General features: G+C 68.4%; 18 protein-coding genes and 1 pseudogene. 9 read left to right on the top strand and 10 right to left on the bottom strand.

Annotated features, from left to right (window positions below; genetic code table 11):
- Both pheT and pheS read right to left on the bottom strand, forming a co-directional pair.
- A pseudogene (gene pheT / locus ON39_RS12385) lies at positions 1-1661 on the bottom strand (phenylalanine--tRNA ligase subunit beta); the annotation flags it as partial.
- Positions 1662-1693: 32 nt separating this feature from the next.
- Positions 1694-2755, bottom strand: a complete 1062-nt coding sequence (gene pheS, locus ON39_RS12380) for a phenylalanine--tRNA ligase subunit alpha (RefSeq protein WP_040733776.1) — start codon at positions 2753-2755, stop codon at positions 1694-1696.
- A 236-nt stretch (positions 2756-2991) separates the two neighbouring features.
- Here pheS and ON39_RS48695 point away from each other — a divergent pair, with 236 nt between their 5' ends.
- Complete coding sequence (locus ON39_RS48695) at positions 2992-3168, top strand: hypothetical protein (RefSeq protein ID WP_157195447.1); 177 nt, start codon at positions 2992-2994, stop codon at positions 3166-3168.
- Between the two features lie 184 nt (positions 3169-3352).
- Here ON39_RS48695 and ON39_RS12375 read toward each other — a convergent pair whose 3' ends face one another.
- Positions 3353-4777: an MFS transporter gene (locus ON39_RS12375; protein ID WP_040733775.1), complete on the bottom strand. Its 1425-nt coding sequence runs from the start codon at positions 4775-4777 to the stop codon at positions 3353-3355.
- 102 nt (positions 4778-4879) lie between these two features.
- Between ON39_RS12375 and ON39_RS12370 the strand changes: the two genes are divergently transcribed.
- Positions 4880-5452, top strand: coding sequence for a TetR/AcrR family transcriptional regulator (locus ON39_RS12370; protein WP_040733774.1), 573 nt, complete (start codon positions 4880-4882; stop codon positions 5450-5452).
- Between the two features lie 788 nt (positions 5453-6240).
- Here ON39_RS12370 and ON39_RS12365 read toward each other — a convergent pair.
- From ON39_RS12365 to infC, 4 genes are all read right to left on the bottom strand, one after another.
- Entirely contained in the window at positions 6241-7038 is a 798-nt protein-coding gene (locus ON39_RS12365; protein ID WP_040733773.1) for a TrmH family RNA methyltransferase, read from the bottom strand.
- A gap of 38 nt (positions 7039-7076) precedes the next feature.
- Complete coding sequence (rplT, locus tag ON39_RS12360; RefSeq protein WP_040733771.1) at positions 7077-7457, bottom strand: 50S ribosomal protein L20; 381 nt, start codon at positions 7455-7457, stop codon at positions 7077-7079.
- A gap of 128 nt (positions 7458-7585) precedes the next feature.
- Positions 7586-7780 carry a 50S ribosomal protein L35 gene (gene rpmI / locus ON39_RS12355; protein WP_040689021.1) on the bottom strand — a complete coding sequence of 65 codons (195 nt, stop codon included), beginning with the start codon at positions 7778-7780 and terminating at the stop codon, positions 7586-7588.
- Between the two features lie 58 nt (positions 7781-7838).
- Positions 7839-8543 carry a translation initiation factor IF-3 gene (gene infC / locus ON39_RS12350; RefSeq protein WP_083894398.1) on the bottom strand — a complete coding sequence of 235 codons (705 nt, stop codon included), beginning with the start codon at positions 8541-8543 and terminating at the stop codon, positions 7839-7841.
- 370 nt (positions 8544-8913) lie between these two features.
- On the opposite strand from infC, the gene ON39_RS12345 reads away from it, so the two are divergent.
- From ON39_RS12345 to ON39_RS12335, 3 genes are all read left to right on the top strand, one after another.
- Positions 8914-9255: a DUF1844 domain-containing protein gene (locus ON39_RS12345; RefSeq protein WP_040733779.1), complete on the top strand. Its 342-nt coding sequence runs from the start codon at positions 8914-8916 to the stop codon at positions 9253-9255.
- A 102-nt stretch (positions 9256-9357) separates the two neighbouring features.
- Entirely contained in the window at positions 9358-9975 is a 618-nt protein-coding gene (locus ON39_RS12340) for a TetR/AcrR family transcriptional regulator (RefSeq protein WP_040733769.1), read from the top strand.
- A 47-nt stretch (positions 9976-10022) separates the two neighbouring features.
- A complete protein-coding gene (locus ON39_RS12335) occupies positions 10023-11564 on the top strand; it encodes an FAD-dependent monooxygenase (RefSeq protein ID WP_040733768.1) in 1542 nt (513 codons plus the stop codon).
- A 524-nt stretch (positions 11565-12088) separates the two neighbouring features.
- Here the strand turns inward: ON39_RS12335 and ON39_RS12330 are convergent.
- The 3 genes from ON39_RS12330 to ON39_RS12320 form a co-directional block, all read right to left on the bottom strand.
- On the bottom strand, positions 12089-12931 hold the full coding sequence (locus tag ON39_RS12330) for an alpha/beta fold hydrolase (protein WP_040733767.1): 843 nt from the start codon (positions 12929-12931) through the stop codon (positions 12089-12091).
- A gap of 34 nt (positions 12932-12965) precedes the next feature.
- Positions 12966-13397, bottom strand: coding sequence for a helix-turn-helix domain-containing protein (locus ON39_RS12325; protein ID WP_040733766.1), 432 nt, complete (start codon positions 13395-13397; stop codon positions 12966-12968).
- A gap of 121 nt (positions 13398-13518) precedes the next feature.
- Positions 13519-14370, bottom strand: coding sequence for a hypothetical protein (locus ON39_RS12320; protein WP_157195446.1), 852 nt, complete (start codon positions 14368-14370; stop codon positions 13519-13521).
- A 307-nt stretch (positions 14371-14677) separates the two neighbouring features.
- On the opposite strand from ON39_RS12320, the gene ON39_RS12315 reads away from it, so the two are divergent.
- The 4 genes from ON39_RS12315 (at position 14678) to ON39_RS12300 (ending at position 17217) form a co-directional block, all read left to right on the top strand.
- On the top strand, positions 14678-15007 hold the full coding sequence (locus ON39_RS12315; RefSeq protein WP_040733764.1) for a putative quinol monooxygenase: 330 nt from the start codon (positions 14678-14680) through the stop codon (positions 15005-15007).
- A gap of 12 nt (positions 15008-15019) precedes the next feature.
- A complete protein-coding gene (locus tag ON39_RS12310; RefSeq protein ID WP_040733763.1) occupies positions 15020-15466 on the top strand; it encodes a MarR family winged helix-turn-helix transcriptional regulator in 447 nt (148 codons plus the stop codon).
- 81 nt (positions 15467-15547) lie between these two features.
- A complete protein-coding gene (locus ON39_RS12305) occupies positions 15548-16678 on the top strand; it encodes an FAD-dependent oxidoreductase (protein ID WP_040733760.1) in 1131 nt (376 codons plus the stop codon).
- A 221-nt stretch (positions 16679-16899) separates the two neighbouring features.
- Positions 16900-17217 (top strand): hypothetical protein, encoded by a 318-nt coding sequence (locus ON39_RS12300; RefSeq protein ID WP_146251354.1) that lies wholly within the window; start codon positions 16900-16902, stop codon positions 17215-17217.
- Positions 17218-17242: the final 25 nt, after the last annotated feature.

Raw genomic sequence — 17242 nt, 5'->3', positions numbered from 1 at the left:
GAGCACGCGCGTGGTCACGCGGCGCGGGTCGTCCGCGTCCAGGCCCAGACGTCGAAGACGCCGGCGGGCAGGAAGACCGGGGTGGGCACCTCGACGGCGCCGGCGAACGCGAGCGCCCGGCTGACCGCGCGGCGGCGACGCTGGGTGGCGGTGAGGCCGCGCCCGGCGGGGGCGGTGGGCAGCACGGACGGGATCTGCTCGAGCCCCTCCAGCCGCAGCACCTCCTCGACCAGGTCGGCGGGCTGGGCCAGGTCGGGCCGCCAGCTCGGCGGCGTGACCACGAGCTGACCGTGGCCGGTGGTCTCGTCCACGGCGACCTCGACGGTGCAGCCGATCTGGGCGAGGCGGCGCGCGGAGGTGCCGGTCGGGTAGACGACGCCCGCGACGCGGTCGGCGAGATCGATGTCCATCCGGATCGGCGGCGTCGGCGGCACCGGCACGCGGACGTCGGTGAGCGCGGGTTCGACTGTGCCACCGGCGATCTCGGCGAGCAGCGAGGCGGCGCGGTCGAGCGCGGCCACGTTGATCTCCGGATCGACCACGCGCTCGTACCGCTTACCCGCCTCGGACACCAGCTTGTGCCTGCGCGAGGTCCGGTAGACGAGCAGCGGGTTCCAGGTGGCGGCCTCGAGCAGGATATCGGTGGAGTCGGCGCCGACCTCGGTGGTCGCACCGCCCATCACGCCCGCGAGCGAAACGACACCGGACTCGTCGGCGATCACCACGTCTTCGGCGTCGAGGGTGCGCTCGACCTCGTCGAGAGTGCGCAGCGTCTCCCCCTTGTTCGCGGTGCGCACCACCAGTCCGCCGTTCAGCTTCGCCGCGTCGAACGCGTGCAGCGGCTGCCCGAGCTCGAGCATCACGTAGTTGGTGACGTCCACGGCGGGCGAGATCGGGCGCACACCCGACAGCAGCAGCCGACGCTGTAACCACCAGGGGCTCACCGCCTTCGGGTCGATGCCGGTGACCCGGCGCGCCGCGAAGCGGGTGCAGTTGGACTCAGGCTCGAGCCGGATCGACCACGCCTCGCGCTCGTCGTCCGGCAGGGTGCGCACGGCCGGGTCGGCGTAGTCGAGGTCGAAGCCGCAAGCGAGTTCGCGGGCCAGGCCGCGCACCGAGAAGCAGTAGCCGCGGTCGGGCGTGATGTTGAGCTCGACGACCGTATCGTCCAGGCCCAGAAGCTCGTTCGCGTCCGCGCCCGGCTCGGTGGTGCCCGGCTCGAGCACCAGGATGCCCGAATGATCCTTGCCGATACCGAGTTCGGCGACCGAGCAGATCATGCCGTTGGACACGTGCCCGTAGGTCTTGCGAGCGGAGATGGCGAACCCGCCGGGCAGCACCGCGCCGGGCAGCACCACGACCACGAGGTCACCGACGGCGAAATTGCTTGCGCCGCAGATGATCTCCTGCAGGTCGGGCTTGCCGATGTCGACCTTGCAGAAGCGGATCGGCTTCTTGAACTCGGTCAGCTCGGTGATCTCGGCGACGCGGCCGACCACCAGCGGCTTGTCCAGATCGCCGGGGATCCGCTGGAGCCTGTCGAGTTCCTCGACCTCGAGACCGACCCGGACGAAGCCCGCGTCGAGCTCCTCCGGCGTCACCGACCAGTCGGGGTTGGTGCGCTGGATGATGTCGGTCAGCCAGGACTGCGCTACTCGCACTTGAGGTTTCGCTCTCTCGATCGAAGGGTGGGTCAGGACCGGTTACCGAAGGGCAGCGTGAAACGCACGTCGCCCTCGACGATGTCGCGCATGTCCGGGATGCCGTTGCGGAACTGCAGCGTCCGCTCCAGCCCCATGCCGAACGCGAACCCGCTGTACACCTCGGGATCGATCCCGCTGGCGATCAGCACCTTCGGGTTCACCATGCCGCAGCCGCCCCATTCGACCCAGCCCGCGCCGCCCTTCTTGTCCGGGAACCAGACGTCGACCTCGGCCGAGGGCTCGGTGAACGGAAAGTAGTTGGGGCGCATGCGCGTTCGTGTCTCGGGGCCGAACAGCGCCCGCGCGAACGCGTCCAGCGTGCCGCGCAGGTGCGCCATGGTCAGGCCCTTGTCCACGGCCAACCCCTCCACCTGGGAGAACACCGGGGTGTGCGTGGCGTCGAGCTCGTCGGTGCGGAACGTGCGGCCGGGGCACACCACGTAGATCGGCAGCTCGCGGGACAGCAGCGAGCGCACCTGCACCGGGGAGGTATGGGTGCGCAGCACCTGGCGCGAGCCCTCCGGGGCGATGTGGAAGGTGTCCTGCATGGTGCGGGCCGGATGATCGGGCAGGAAGTTGAGCGCGTCGAAGTTGAAGTGCTCGGTCTCCACCTCGGGTCCCTCGGCGACCTCCCAGCCCATCGCGACGAACACGTCGGCGACCTGCTCGGAGATGACGGTGATGGGGTGCCGGGCGCCGAACGGGTGCCTGCGCGCGGGCAGCGTCACGTCGATCGCCTCGGCCACCAGCACCGCGGCGTCGCGCTCGGCGAGCAGCGCCGCGCGGCGCGACTCGAACGCCTCGGAGATCCTGGCGCGGGCCACGTTGACGCGCTTGCCCGCGTCGGCCTTCTCGGCCTTGGGCAGGCCGCCGAGCGCGCGCTGCGCCAGCGCGAGCGGCGCCTTGCCGCCCAGGTGCTCGGTTTTCGCGACCGCGAGCGCGTCCAGGTCGGCCGCAGCGGCGAAAGACTTCTCGGCGGCCGCCGCCGCGGCGGCCAGTGCCTCCTCGGTCAGCGTCGCGTTCTGCTCGACTGCGTCGTTCTCGTCGGCCACGATGGTTCGACTCTCCCCTGGGGATCGGTTCGCGGGTACGGCTCGTTCCCTACCCACATTGCTGCTGGTGGAATCCTATTGGATGCGTCATAGCCGATTCACCCGGATTCCCCACCGCCGCGCCCCACCGCTTTTCAGGGCTGGAGAAGCGGTGGCGGCGACGTCACGATGGTCGCAGCGTCATGCCATGTCCCTATCGCGGGAACACCCACCTACCCAGGAGGAATCCGGGCACTATGCGAACCACGCGCGCGGCGGCCGTCACTCTGCTCACCCTTGTCGGCCTACTCGTTATGACCATGCTCACCAGCGGCTCCGCGGCGGCCAACCCGCCGAGCCAGAACCCCTTCTGGTTCCTGCCGGACTGGTTCCAGCAGATTCTGTTCTGCTACATCCTGGGCTCCTGCTACTGAGCTGCCCGCCAGACGCGGCATGGATCCGCACCCCTTCCCGGAATCCGCACTGCTTCTGAGAATCCGCACTCCCTCACGAGATCCGCACTCCGTCCGGAGAGCCGCGGAGGGGCGGATTCTGGGCGAGAGTGCGGCTCCCGCCCCCGTCTGACGGCGGGGACGGCTGCTGTAGCTGTGGACCGGATCAGTCGGCGACCTCGATGCGGGCGGGCAGGAAGATCGACACCACCGCGCCGAGCGCGACGATGGCGGTGCCGACCCAGATCGCCGGGACGAGGCCGTCGACATAGGTCTGCGGGCTGAGATATGAACCGTGCGAGGCGAATACGGACGCGAGCACCGCGATGCCCATCGCGACGCCCACCTCGCGCAGGGTGTTGTTGGTGCCCGAGGCCATGGCCCGATCCTCCGGTGCGGCGCTGGCCATCACGACGGTCGCGCTGGGCGCGAAGGTCAGGCCCATGCCGACGCCGCCGAGCACGAACGGCCCGACGAAGGCGAGGTAGCCGACGCCGATCGTGGTGATCGCCGCCATCCAGCCGAGCGCCAGCGCGAGCAGCACCTGACCGGCCGCCAGCAGGGTGCGCGCGCCGACCCGGTCGACGAGCAGACCCGCGATCGGGGCGACCACCATCGGAGCCATGGTCCAGGGCATGGTGCGGACTCCTGCCTCCAGCGGGCTGAGGCCCTGCACCACCTGGAAGTACTGGGCCAGCAGGAAGATCGAGCCGAAGACGCCCATGGAGAACGTGAAGGTCATCGCGTTGCTCACCCGGTAGGCGCGCGAGCGGAACAGTCGCAGCGGCAGCATCGGCTCCGGGGTCTTCAACTCCCACGCGATCAGACCGACCAGCAGCACCGCGCCGCCGATCAGGCCGCCGAGCACGGTGGCCGAGGTCCAGCCGTCGTCGGCGCCGTGGATGACGCCCCACACCACCGCGAGCACGCCGCCCGCCGACAACGCCAGGCCGACCAGGTCGAGCCGTCGCGTCGCGCCGTACGACTCACGCAGCACCTTGGCCGCGAACGGGATGACGGCGAGGCCGATGGGCACGTTGAGCCAGAAGATCCACTGCCAGCTCAGGCCGTCGACCACCGCGCCGCCGACGAGCGGGCCGACCGCGACGCCGAGGCCGAAGATGCCGCCCCAGATGCCGATCGCGGCGCTGCGCATCCGCTCCGGCACGGCCGCCGACAGCAGCGTGAGCGACAGCGGCCCGACCGCGGCGCCGCCGAAGCCTTGCACGACCCGCGCGGCGATCAGCATCCACGGCTCGGTGGCCAGCGCGCAGGCCGCCGACGCGATCGTGAACAGCGCGATGCCGGCCAGGAAGATGCGACGGCGACCGAGCCGGTCACCGATGGCCGAGACGGTGAGCAGCAGCGACGCGAACGACAGGGTGTAGGCGTTGATGAACCACTGCAGGTCGGACAGTGAGGCGCCCAGCTCGGTGCGGATCACCGGCAGCGCGTTGGTCACCACGAGGTTGTCCAGCGTGACCATGAACATCGGGATGCCGACCGCGGCGAGCACGGCGGCGACCGCGCGGCCGCTCATGGTTGTCGCGGGTTCGGCGGCGGTCGCCAGGGGTTCGAGAGTTTCGGTCATGACCGGCCTTTGTTGTAATTGACTGATAACTACTGAGCCGAAGAGTATGCATCGACTGATAACATGTCAACACCACGCGGTGAGCGGACGGAACGGAGCACGATGTCGAATTCGACCAAGGTCAGGATGACGGCCACCGAGCGCGGCGAGCAGGTGTTGCGGGCCGCGGTCTCCGCGTTCGCCGAAGGCGGCTACGCGGCCACGCGCACCGACGAAATCGCAAGGCGCGCAGGGGTTTCCCAGCCGTACGTGATCCGGCTCTTCCACACCAAGCAGGCGCTGTTCATCGCCGCGCTGCATCGCGTGTGCGATCGCATCGAGGAGGTGTTTCGCACAGCGCGCGCCGCGGCCGAGCCCGACGCGTCACCGGAGGACGCACTCAACGCGCTCGGCAACGGCTTCGACGTCTTCCTGGCCGACCGGGAGATGCTCCAGCTGTTCCTGCACGGTTTCGCGGCGAGCGGCGACCCGGCCATCGGCGACGAGGTCCGCACCCGCTTCGGCGACGTCGTCCAACTCGTGCGAGACCTGTCCGGCGCGGACATCCACGCCACCCGCCAGTTCATCTCCACCGGCATGCTGCTGACCGTGATGAGCGCGATGCAGGTGACGGGTCCGGATGCGCCGACGTGGGCGATCGACCTGCTGAACGATTGCACCCAAACCGAGGATTGAACAGTGCGGCCGCGCAGCTTCTGATACCCGCACGCGTGTGCGCGCGGCGAGTCGGCGTGCCAGGAATCAGACGACGTGCGGGAGATCAGCCAGAGTGCGGGAGACCAGCAGGCGCGCGACAGACCAACCGGGACGCGGCAGACCAGCGGGCGCGTGGCAGATCACTCGGCGTGCGGCAGATCAATCGTGGGGCACGGCTGGACAATCGTGAAGGCAAATCGACCGGGGCGCGACCAGACCAATCGGGACGCACCAGATCCAGCCGACGCGCGGCAGACCAGCAGGCGCGTAGCAGATCTATCGTGGGGCGCGACAGGTCAAACGTGAGGCGCCGCCGACCAATCGCGGAGCGCGGCAAAACAATCGGACGCGCCCAGACCCAGCCGACGCGCGGCAGCCGAGACACGACAGATCAGCCGCGGCGCGCAGCAGACCAGCCGAGGCGCGGCAGACCAGCAGGCGCGTGGCAGACCAATCAGTTGCGGCAGATCAATCCTGGGGCGCGACAGGTCAGTCGTGAGGCGCGGCTGGCAAAGCGCGGAGCGCGGCAGACCAATCGGGACGCGCCAGATCTGGCCGACGTGCGGCAGCCGAGACGCGACAGATAAGCCAGGGCGCGGCAAGCCAATCGGTGCGCTGCATATCAGTCGAGGTGCGGCGGATCAGCCGGCGCTCGGCAAACCAGCCGGCGCGCGGTAGATCTGTCGGGGTCACGGCAGACCAGTCAGGCGTCAGGGGGACTCAAGGGTATGCAGGGAATGCGGAGGGTTGCGGCGTTACCCCGGAGCTCACTTCGCGTACCGGATCCGCGAATTCGCGTACAGGCAGATGGCGGCTGCGGTGGCCAGGTTGAGGCTTTCGGCGCGGCCGCGAATCGGGATGCGGATTCGGTGATCGGCGCGCTGGGTGACGGCGGCGTCCAATCCGTGCGCCTCGTTGCCGAACAGCCAGGCGACCGGTTCGGCGAACAGCTCGTCGGCGTCGTCGAGGTCGACCTCGCCGTTCGCGGCGGTCGCGAGGATCGTAATGCCTGCTGCGGCAAGGGAATCCAGCGTCTCGCCGACGTCGCGGTGCCGCGCGATCGGGACGTGGAACAGACTGCCCGCACTGGCGCGCACGCACTTACCGTTGTGCAGGTCGACGGAGTCGCCGGCCAGGACCACCCCGTCGGCGCCCACGGAGTCGGCTACCCGGATCAGGGTTCCCGCGTTGCCGGGCTCGGCCATCTCGACCGGCACTGCGAGCATGCGCGGCCGGCTGGCGAGCACGTCGTCCAGCGGCACGTCGAGCAGGTCGCACACCGCGACAAGCCCTGGCGCGGTGACGGTTTCGCCCAGCTGCTCGGCGGCGCGATCGCTGACGAGGGTGGCGCGCACGCCCATGCCGACGGCGCTCGCGACCAGTTCGTGCTCGCGCACCGCGGCGCCCGCGGAGTAGAACAGCTCGCGCACCCGCCCCGTATCCAACGCGGCGGCAACGGAATTGGCGCCCTCGGCGAGAAACAGCCCGGCCTTGCGGCGGTGCGCCGCGCGTTGCAGCTTAACCGCCGAAACGACCCGTGGATTGCGCTCGGAGAGCGCGTCCACGGGTCGTTCCGAAAGGTATTCGCTTGTCACCCGGTGACTTACGCGGCGGGCGCGTTGACGTCCTGCGGGAGGGCGGCCTTGGCGATCGCGACGAGACCGGCGAACGCCTCGGCGTCGGAGACGGCGAGCTCGGCGAGGATCTTGCGGTCCACCTCGACACCCGAGGCCTTCAGGCCCTGGATGAAGCGGTTGTAGGTGATGTCGTTCAGCCGCGCCGCCGCGTTGATACGGGCGATCCACAACTTGCGGAAATCACCCTTGCGCGCCCGGCGGTCCCGGTAGGCGTAGGTGAGCGAGTGCAGCTGCTGTTCCTTGGCCTTGCGGTACAGCCGCGAACGCTGGCCGCGGTAGCCCTTGGAGGCCTCGAGGATGGAACGACGCTTCTTCTGAGCGTTGACGGCCCTTTTGACGCGTGCCATGGGTCAGTCCTTTGTCGATCTAGGGGGCGCATGCGGGCACCCGGGAGTTGGTCGGTGGGTCGGCGTCCGGAATCCGGAACGCGGTCGCTGCTTCGGGCGATCCGTCAGCGGTCGCCGCGAGCGGTCTCTCAGAGACCGAGCAGCCTCTTCACGCGCGGGACGTCGACGGACGCGACGGCCTCCGTGCCATCCAGACGACGAGTCCGGCGGGTCGACTTGTGCTCGAGCAGGTGGCGGCGGTTCGCCTGCTGGCGAAGCAGCTTGCCTCGGCCCGACACCTTGAATCGCTTCGAGGCGCCGCTGTGGCTCTTCATCTTCGGCATGGATTCCTCTATCTGTCTCGTCCCGGCGGTCCTTGCGGACCGCCGGCTCTTATCGGTATTACTGCGGCGAGTCGGCCTGCTCGGCCGGGGCCGCGCTGTCTGCGGCGACGGCGTCAGCGGGCGCGGGGCTCGGCTGCGCAGCGGGCTGCTGCTGCCGCGGAGCGGCGGATTCCTGCTGTGCCTTCACTCGCGTCTTCGCACCCTTGTGAGGCGCGAGGACCATGGTCATGTTGCGACCGTCCTGCTTGGCCGAGGTCTCGACGAACCCCAGGTCCGCCACGTCCGCGGCGAGACGCTGCAGCAGCCGGTAGCCCAGCTCGGGCCTGGACTGCTCGCGTCCGCGGAACATGATGGTGACCTTGACCTTCGACCCGGCCTCGAGGAAGCGCATCACGTGGCCCCTCTTGGTCGCGTAGTCGTGGTCGTCGATCTTCGGGCGGAGCTTCTGCTCCTTGATCACGGTCTGCACCTGGTTCTTCCGAGATTCGCGCGCCTTCTGCGCCGTCTCGTACTTGAACTTGCCGTAGTCCATGATCTTGCAGACCGGCGGACGTGCATCCGGAGCGACCTCGACGAGATCGAGATCCGCCTCCATGGCGACGCGTAGTGCATCTTCAACACGCACGATCCCAACCTGCTCGCCGCTGGGTCCGATGAGACGGACCTCGGGAACACGGATGCGATCGTTGATGCGGGTCTCAGTGCTGATGGGGCCTCCTAGGTCAAGCGGTGTCGTCAAGACGACCGCACGCAATAACTGCAACCCCTTTTCAACACAAAAGCCCCGGAGCGGTATTCCGCGTCGGGGCCCGAGGTCGACCGGTCTGCGCACGCCAAGTACTCGCATGCGATCTTGTCCGCGCCCCTCGCGAGAGGGACCACCGCACAAGAAACCCGTCTCCGAGGAGACGGGTGACCGGACCGTTTGACCTGACGATCGCTCGTCGGCAACGGTGGGAGTCGGGCTCCACTTATCAGCCCCGGGCTCGAAATCTTGGAAGAAAACTCGACCCGGGGCGGTCGTCAGCGGAAAGTCTAACATTCTGTTCGGCTATCGCCGAATCGGGTCGGCCGCCGCGCGTCGGGCTCGGCCGACTCCGGCCGTCGAGGATCGCGTCGCTAGCCTGATGAGCATGACAGACGAGCTCGACGACTCCGTACGCGAACTGGCCGACATCCCCGCCGTCGAGGTGATCAGCCGGGCCGCGGTGATGCTGATGAGTTCGGCCGCGGAGAAGCTCGGGCTCGCGGACGAGGATCCGGACACCAGCGCGCGGCGCGATCTGGACGAGGCGCGGCGGGTCATCACGGCGTTGGCCGGGCTGGTCACGGCGTCGGTGGAGTACCTGGGGCCGCATGCCGGGCCGATTCGCGAGGGGTTGCAGTCGTTGCAGCGCGCGTTCCGCGAGGCGTCGGCGCATCCCGACGAGCCGGGTAAGGGGCCGGGCGAGAAGTACACCGGGCCGGTTTACTGAAGTCCCTCCCCGCTTGCCCTGCGCTTCGCCGGTCAAGCGTTGATTAATTTTTCCCGGTGGGAAATTTTGCCCACCGAGCATGTTTTTCGGTAGGCTGTCGTCATGCCGGAAAACCGAGAGCTCGGACTGCGCGAGCGTAAGAAGCTCGATACCCGCATGGCATTGAGCGACGCCGCGCTGAGTCTGGCGTTCGAGCGTGGGCTGGACAACGTCACGCGCGAGGACATCGCGGCGCGCGCCGGGGTGTCGGTGCGCACGTTCAACAACTACTTCAGCGGCAAGCACGACGCGATCGTCTACCGGCAGTCCGTGCGAATCCGGCGCAGCCTCAGCATCTTTCGCGAGCGGCCCGCCGACGAACCGCTCTGGAGCGCGCTCACCGCGGCGATGCTCGGACCGCTGGAGGACGATCACAGCTTCGGCTTCGCGCCGCCGAGCGCCGAGCAGCTGGCCGAGATCCGAAAGTTGTTCAACGCTGCGGAGCTGCGCTTCGCCATCACCAAAGAGCTGTACGACGAATGGCTCGCGCTGATCGCGGAACGAACGGGGACCGACCCGCTGCGCGATATCTATCCGCGCCTCGTCACCGGAGCGCTCACCGCCATCCTCGACGCGGTCACCGTGGCGTACGCGCACGCGGATCCACCCGTGCACATCACGACTCTCCTTCGCCGCGCCATCGACGAGGTCGCCGCGGGGTTGCCCGAACCGCCGCGCTGATCTGGCCACCCACTAGAACCCATCATCGAACAAGGGGTGTATTTGTCATGCCTGAAAACTCTGTAGACGTAGTCATTTCCGGCGCCGGGCCGAACGGGCTGATGCTCGCCGGCGAGCTCGCGCTGGCGGGCGTCCGGGCGATCGTGCTCGACGCGCTGCCCGCGCCCAGTGCCGAGCCGAAGGCGAACGGCCTGGTGGGCCAGGTGGTTCGGCTGTTGGACATGCGCGGGCTGTATCACGAGTTCGGTGGCGCGCCCGGTGCGCCACAGCCGCTGCCCGCGTACTTCTTCAGCGGGCTGCCGTTGACGTTCGACGGGCTGGCGGACAATCCGATGTTCGCGTTCGGCATTCCGCAGCCGAAACTTGTTCGCTCGCTGGAGAAGTGGGTGGTCGGGTTGGGGGTGGATGTGCGCTGGGGCCATGAGGTCGCCGGCCTGACCCAGCACGACGGCGGCGTGGAAGTCGCCGTGGCCGGGTCGGAGAATTATCGGCTCGATGCCCGGTATCTGGTCGGGGCCGACGGGGGGAAGAGCTTCGTCCGCAAGGCGGTCGGCATCGAGTTCCCCGGGCATACGGCGACCGACAGCATCTCGCGGATGGGGCATGTGTGGCTGCCCGACGAGCTGCGGACCGGTGACGGCGGGCTGGACATTCCCGGGTTCGGTCGAGTTCCGTTCGGACACAACAGGTTGGAGCGCGGTGGGTTCGTCTTCGCGGAGCTGGAACCGGGCCGGCCGCTCGTCGCGAGCATGGAGTTCGGCGTCGAGGCGGTGCCCGAAGGCACACCGATGACCTTCGAGGAGCTGCGGGCGGGCGTGCGGCGGGTGCTCGGCGTCGACCTGCCGATGGAGCCGCCGCGCGGACCCGGACCGCATGCGTTGCGGCGCATCGACAATCAGAACACCCGGCAGGCGGAGCGGTATAGCCAGGGGAATGTGTTCCTGCTCGGCGACGCCGCGCACGTGCACTCCGGCATGGGCGGGCCGGGACTGAATCTCGGCTTGCAGGACGCCGCCAACCTCGGATGGAAGCTCGCCGCCGCGGTAAAGGGTTGGGCGCCAGCGGGTTTGCTCGACACCTACCACACCGAACGGCACCCCGTCGGCGTCCGGGTGATGATGAGCTCACTCGCCCAAACCGCCCTCTTCACACCAGGTCCCGAGGTCACCGCTGTGCGCACCATGCTCACCGAAATGCTGCGAGCCCCGGAGAACACCGCGTACATCGCGGCCCTCATGTCCGGGGCGGACACTCACTACGAAACCGACGACCCGCACCCCTTGTCCGGCCGCTTCGTCCCCCATCTCACCCTCGAAACATCGGACGGCACACAGCGAGTCGAAGAACTGCTCCGCAAGGCGAGGCCCGTACTGCTCACCCTCACCGACGACCCGACATACCCCGATATCGCCAGCGACTGGCAAGACCGTGTCGACACCATCACCGCGACCAGCCCCGCCGCTTCCGCCGCCGCCCTCCTGCTAAGGCCGGACGGCTACGTCGCCTGGGCATCGGACACCGTAGACGCCACCAACTCCGACCGCCTGCGCGCAGCGCTGACCCGCTGGTTCGGCACACCCCCGAACTGACAGCCCCACCCACCGCCCCCCAGATCCGCACTCCTTCAAAGGATCCGCACCGCCACAGCTACCTGCAAGCAGTGCGGAACCCGAGGGGGTGCAACTGCCGACGAGCGCGCTGCCCGGCGCACAGGCCAACCTCCGCGCCCCGACAGCCGCACTCCTTCTAGGGCCCCGCACCCTCTACAGCTACCTAAAAGCAGTGCGGGACCCGAGAAAAGGTGCAGCTGATGGCAAGCGCGCTGCCCGACGCACGAAACAGCAGGCCGCGCGACCAAGCAGCCGACCGACGCCCGGCGCGCAGGCACCGCGCACGAACCAGCGGGGCCGCGCACGAATCGGCCAGCCGTGCGCCGATCAGCCTGGCGCGCAAGCTAACCGCGCGCCCCGACAGCCGCACTGCTTCTAGGGATCCGCACCCGCAACAGCCCCCTGAAAGCAGTGCGGGACCCGAGAAACGGTGCAGCTGTTGGGGAGGCACCCCGTCTGCGGCAGTGGGATCGACGGGGTGCCGGGCAGTGGGTGGCGGCGCGCTATTCAGCTCGGAGGAACCGTTCGATGGTGTCGGTTTGGCCGAGGATTGCGTGGCCTACTCCGGGGAGCACGCGCACTGTCGCGGTGGGGACGCAGCGGCTTATGCGTTCGGCGGTGGCCGCGGAGTCGAACATGAGGTCGCGGTCGCCGACGATCAGCAGCATCGGCATGGTGAGCGTGCGCAGGGCCTCGTCGGGGAAGACGGGGAGGCGTTCGGTGCGCGGCTTGAACTGGTTGAAGGTCAGGACCACATCGTCCAGGGCGCCCTCGGTCTCGGGGGAGTCCAGGCCGGTCACCATGCGCGCGGTGTGGCGGACGCCGCGGCTACCGAACAGGCGGAGCAGCAACGCTTTCGGGAGCCAGCCGAACTGCTGCGGGCCGATTCCGCCGGGGCACAGGAGTGCGAGCCGGGTGATCCGGCCCGGCCGTCGGATGGCGTAGTCCACGGCGACCCAACCGCCGAGGGAGGTCGCCACGACCGAAATGGACTCGAGCCCAAGGGCTTCTAGTACGTCATCGAGCCACAGCGCGAGCCGATCGGAGTCGAGCGGCGGGCGCGAGGGGGCGCTACCGCCGGGCTCGCCGATGATGTCGACGACGTAGGTGCGGAAATGCGTTGCCCAGGAGGCGATGTCGCCCCGCCACATCGACGAGTTCGCGCCCGAGCCGTGCAGCAGCAGGAGCGGAGGGGCGTCCGGCGGGCCGGAGACGACGACGAACGTCTCCCCCTCCCGGGTCGGCACCCGCACGTGCTCGGCCGGCACGGGCCAGGTCTTCAGCAGTTCCTCGTAGCGCTGCCGGACCAGGGTCGCGCCGGTCTCGGACTTGTAGATCGTGGTCATCACACCACCCCCAGATCCGCTGTATTCCACTGGCTCATGACGAGAGCACTCCCTCCAGGTAATCGAACAGCCGAGCCGTATCCGCCAAGCCGCCCAGGACAATGACTTTCATGCGGCCCCGCTCCGCGTCGTACACCGTCTCGACGCGCAGCGGCTCCTCCCCGCCCGAGCGGGTGTTCGCCGCGCCCATCAGCAGACTGGTCACGCGGTGGGCCGTTTCAGGACTGATCGCCTCGATCTGCACGATGCTCGACACCTCGGTGTGCCGCTGCCGTGCCACCGTCTCGCTCACCGGCGCGGGCTCGGGCCGACCGGTGAAGGCCTCCAGGTCCGCGTGCGCGATCCGGTACTGCTTGCCGATCCGGACCGCTTTGAGCCGCCCGTCGCGCACGTAGTTGCGAACCGTGCGGACGTGCAGGCCGAGGCGTTCGGCGACCTGTTCCACTGAGTACAGGCGATCAGTCACTAAAAGACTCTAAACTTCCCTACCAGAAGGCGCAATAGGGTAATTTGAGGAACTTCTCGCCGTCTGCCCTGGCCCGTGCGCGCCACCAGGTGGGGCCGAGCGCACACGAGCTCACCGATCGCTATCGACCGGATACCGGCTGCGGCGCGATGCTCCGGGGGACGTTGACCGTGACGGTGTCGATGTGGCAGCGGCGGCCGTCCACCGCCGCGGGCTGGGTGATGGTTCCGCCGGTTCCGGTGTAGGTGAGCTCAGGGGTGAGGCAGCTTTGCCTGTCCTCGTCCTTGAACGTGATGGTGGTGTCGGAGAAGACGAGCTTGTCGGGGATGCGCGCGTTGTCCCACGGTTCGATGGCGAACAGGGCCATGTTCTGGGCCTGCTTACGCATGTTGATCGAGTAGCGCACCGAACCCGATCGGCCCGTCACGGTTTGCGTCCACACGCCCGTGGCCTGATCGAGCGCGATATCCACGTCCAGCGCCTCCCCCACCTGCACCGACATCGCTCGCCCCGAATGACAGTCGGCGTAGCGCGGATCATTGGAGTACACGTTGACGTACTGTCCGGAGATCCACCAGGTCGAGTAGGTCGGCGGCTGCTGCACCGGCGCACAGGCGTCACCCCACGTGAGCACCGGCTGCAACACCCCCAGCCCGATCGGGTAGTAATTGCGCCCACCCTCCCGCGGCTCCAGCCCCGGCCACAAAAACATCGTCCCCACCCGCGCCGGTTTCGCCGGAACCGTGAAATGCGTTTGCAAACGCACCATTTCGTTCGCAGCCGGAATCTTGAAATACACCCGCGACTGCTGATCCGGCTGCAACGGTATCGGCTGCGTCCTCGGAACCATCTGCGGCGGCGGCGTCACCGGCGGTTCCGCCCTCGCCCCCGGCACCGCAGCGAAACCCGCTGCCACCACGGTAATTACAGCCGCGACAAGACGACAGACCCTAACTCTCGATTCACTATTCATCACTGAAATGAAGCACAAACACCCCGCCCCATAAACGCCTCCAACTGGAGACCCGCAAACCCCCAGCCCATCCCTCCCCACCGAATCAAAGCCCGTCTCCTGTGGCGAGTTCTGGAATTTCCCGCGGCAGGCGACGGCGGCCTCGAGGTCGACCGACCTACGCGAAACCCGGGAGCCAGCCGCCCGGCCGTGCGCCGGGCGCGAGTCGACGCCGTTGACACTTAGAAGTCTAACAGTTAGTGTTCTAAATATCTGCTTGGCGGGGGCGGACACCGTGACCCGCCGAACTCATCGAAAGGACTACGAGATGCATGCGAAGCAGCCGGGAATGGTGCTGAAGGTCAAGGCAAAGCCCGGAATGGGTGACGAACTGTTCCAGGCGTGCCACGAGCTCCACTTCAACGGTGACCCGGACGGCCCGGTCGACTGGGTCCTCGCTCGCTCGGACGAGGATCCCGACCTCATGTGGGCCTTCGAGTTCTATCGCGACGACGCGTCGTTCGTACGCCACTACTCGAGTGCGGCGCTCCAGGAAGGGCAGCTCGACGAAGCGCACCAACGGATCGCCGACCTCGTCGCCGACGGCTCCGCGGAATGGGGCGTCCGGGCGCCGGTGCACATCGTCTCGTCCAGTTGAGAGGTTCGAAGCATGGAGACGCAGGGAACGACACCGACCAGCAGCCTCGAGCTGATGCGCTGGATCGTCTGGGCGCAGCGGAAAACCGGTGAGGACTGGATCCGGGAGCGCGGGCTCACTCATGAGCAGAGTGCCGCGCTGGTTTACCTGGTCCGGAATCCCGGGGTGATCCAGCGTGACATAGCCCAGATGAGCCGCACGAGCGCGGCGAGTGTGTCGAGCCTCCTGCAGGGGCTCGAGCGCCGCGGTTTCGTCGAGCGGCGCACCGAGCCCGGCAACGAGCGCAGCAAACGCGTCTACGCGACACCGGCCGGAAGCGAACTGATCGCCGGGTTCGACACCGCGATGACCGGTGTCGAGGCGGCGATTCTGGCCCCGCTGGACCACGCGGAGCGAGCCACCCTGGAGGCACTTCTCACGAAAATCGCCGCGGATCTGCCGCAGCCGCCCCTGCCTTGACCCGACGCGCGGCCGCGCCGCGCAGACAACCACGACGCGCCGCAGCAGGCGTGCGCCCGATCCCGCCCGGAACAGGACCTCGTGAACACACCGCACATCACCATCATCGGTGCCGGACTCGGCGGCCTCACGCTCGCCCGCGTCCTGCACATCCACCGAATCCCAGCCACGGTCTATGAAGCCGAGCCGGCACCGACGGCCCGCGCGCAGGGCGGGATCCTCGACATCCACGACTACAACGGGCAGCTCGCCATCGAGGCGGCCGGCCTCATGGACCAGTTCCGCGACATCATCCTCCATGGCCACCAGGCCATGCGGATCCTCGCCCCCGACGGTACCGTCCTGTTCGACAAGGCCGACGACGGCAACGGCGGACGACCCGAAGTGCAGCGCGGTGACCTGCGCCAGATGCTGCTCGACTCACTCCCCGTCGGCGCCGTGCAGTGGGGCCGCAAGGTCGTCAGCACCCGTTCCCTGGGCGAGGGGCACCACGAGGTGATCTTCGCCGATGGCGGCACCAGCACCACAAGCCTGCTCGTCGGAGCGGACGGCGCATGGTCACGGGTGCGGCCGTTGCTCTCCGACGCCACACCCGAGTACACCGGTATGTCCTACGTCGAGACCTACCTGTTCGACGTCGACACCCGGCACCCCGCCGCCGCGCAAGCCGTCGGCAGCGGCTCCATGGCCGCACCCGCGGCGGGTGGCAAGGGGATCCAGGCCCAACGGGAAAAGGGCGGGACCATCCACACCTACGTCGTACTCCGCGAGCCACAGGAGTGGTTCGACGCCATCGACTTCACCGACGGCGCGGCCGCGGCCGCACGGATCGCGAAGGAGTTCGACGGGTGGGCACCCGAACTCACCGCACTGATCACCGACGGCGACGTCCCACCGCTGCTACGCCCCCTCTTCGCCCTGCCGCTCGGGCACAAGTGGGAGCGGGTACCCGGGGTGACCCTGCTCGGCGACGCCGCCCACCTCCTGACTCCGAACGGCGAAGGCGCGAACAGCGCCATGTACGACGGCGCCGAACTCGCCAAGGCCATCGCCGCACACCCCGGCGACATCGAAGCCGCCCTCACCCAGTACGAGGAAGCCATGTTCCCCCGCAGCGCGGAGTTCGGCTCCATCGGCGCGGAACTGCACGACCTCGACGACGCCGACGCGGTCGCGGGCCTGATCAAGCTCTACACGGAGAGCGGCAACTGAACGTCTGAGCACCCCACGATCCCCGGGTAGAGGTGTCCGAACGCCGCCCGCAGCGACTGGCGAAGACTGGCGAACCCGCGATACCCGCTGGCGTGCGCATACCCGAGGTCGGGACTGCCTCCGGCGTTGTGACCGACGAGTAGTCGAAAAGTCTTGTGCCAGAAGAGTTGTGGACTGTGGCCGAGCCGTCACGGCGCGCCCGCATCGCAACCACTGCGGCGGTGGCCGCGGCCGATGGGCGGAATGTGTCGAGCCCGGAGGATGTGCGGAGTGCGCTGTTCGACGGGCAGCCTTCGGTACTTGAGGCGCACTGGCCTCGGGTCGGCCGGGAACTGTTGCGACGCGGGCAGATCAATGACTTCGATCGGGCGGCTCCGCAGGAAGCCCTGGCCTATCCGGAACTGGTCGAGTTGGTCCGGTCGATCGTTCCGGGGCCGGTGCACGAGAAGTTCAACTCCGCACAGCCGGTCAGCATTACCTACAGCGTGAAAGGCCCTGACGCGGAGGAGTTTCGGGCGGTGATCGACGGGGTCGGGTAGAACAGGGCCGCGCCCGGGTTAGTGC

The sequence above is a fragment of the Nocardia tenerifensis NBRC 101015 genome (assembly GCF_000308715.1).
GTDB lineage: Bacteria > Actinomycetota > Actinomycetes > Mycobacteriales > Mycobacteriaceae > Nocardia > Nocardia tenerifensis.
The sequence above is the reverse complement of the archived record's forward strand: the minus strand, read 5'-3'. Positions and strand labels throughout refer to the sequence as shown.

What these genes read in the sequence shown, in the direction of transcription:
- ON39_RS12310 (WP_040733763.1), top strand. Translation starts at nt 15,020, where the DNA reads ATGGAGACGCAGGGAACGACACCGACCAGCAGCCTCGAGCTGATGCGC.
- ON39_RS12320 (WP_157195446.1), bottom strand. Translation starts at nt 14,370, where the DNA reads ATGAATAGTGAATCGAGAGTTAGGGTCTGTCGTCTTGTCGCGGCTGTA.
- ON39_RS48695 (WP_157195447.1), top strand. Translation starts at nt 2,992, where the DNA reads ATGCGAACCACGCGCGCGGCGGCCGTCACTCTGCTCACCCTTGTCGGC.
- ON39_RS12345 (WP_040733779.1), top strand. Translation starts at nt 8,914, where the DNA reads ATGACAGACGAGCTCGACGACTCCGTACGCGAACTGGCCGACATCCCC.
- ON39_RS12340 (WP_040733769.1), top strand. Translation starts at nt 9,358, where the DNA reads ATGCCGGAAAACCGAGAGCTCGGACTGCGCGAGCGTAAGAAGCTCGAT.
- ON39_RS12330 (WP_040733767.1), bottom strand. Translation starts at nt 12,931, where the DNA reads ATGACCACGATCTACAAGTCCGAGACCGGCGCGACCCTGGTCCGGCAG.
- ON39_RS12335 (WP_040733768.1), top strand. Translation starts at nt 10,023, where the DNA reads ATGCCTGAAAACTCTGTAGACGTAGTCATTTCCGGCGCCGGGCCGAAC.
- rpmI (WP_040689021.1), bottom strand. Translation starts at nt 7,780, where the DNA reads ATGCCGAAGATGAAGAGCCACAGCGGCGCCTCGAAGCGATTCAAGGTG.
- ON39_RS12370 (WP_040733774.1), top strand. Translation starts at nt 4,880, where the DNA reads ATGTCGAATTCGACCAAGGTCAGGATGACGGCCACCGAGCGCGGCGAG.
- rplT (WP_040733771.1), bottom strand. Translation starts at nt 7,457, where the DNA reads ATGGCACGCGTCAAAAGGGCCGTCAACGCTCAGAAGAAGCGTCGTTCC.
- ON39_RS12375 (WP_040733775.1), bottom strand. Translation starts at nt 4,777, where the DNA reads ATGACCGAAACTCTCGAACCCCTGGCGACCGCCGCCGAACCCGCGACA.
- ON39_RS12315 (WP_040733764.1), top strand. Translation starts at nt 14,678, where the DNA reads ATGCATGCGAAGCAGCCGGGAATGGTGCTGAAGGTCAAGGCAAAGCCC.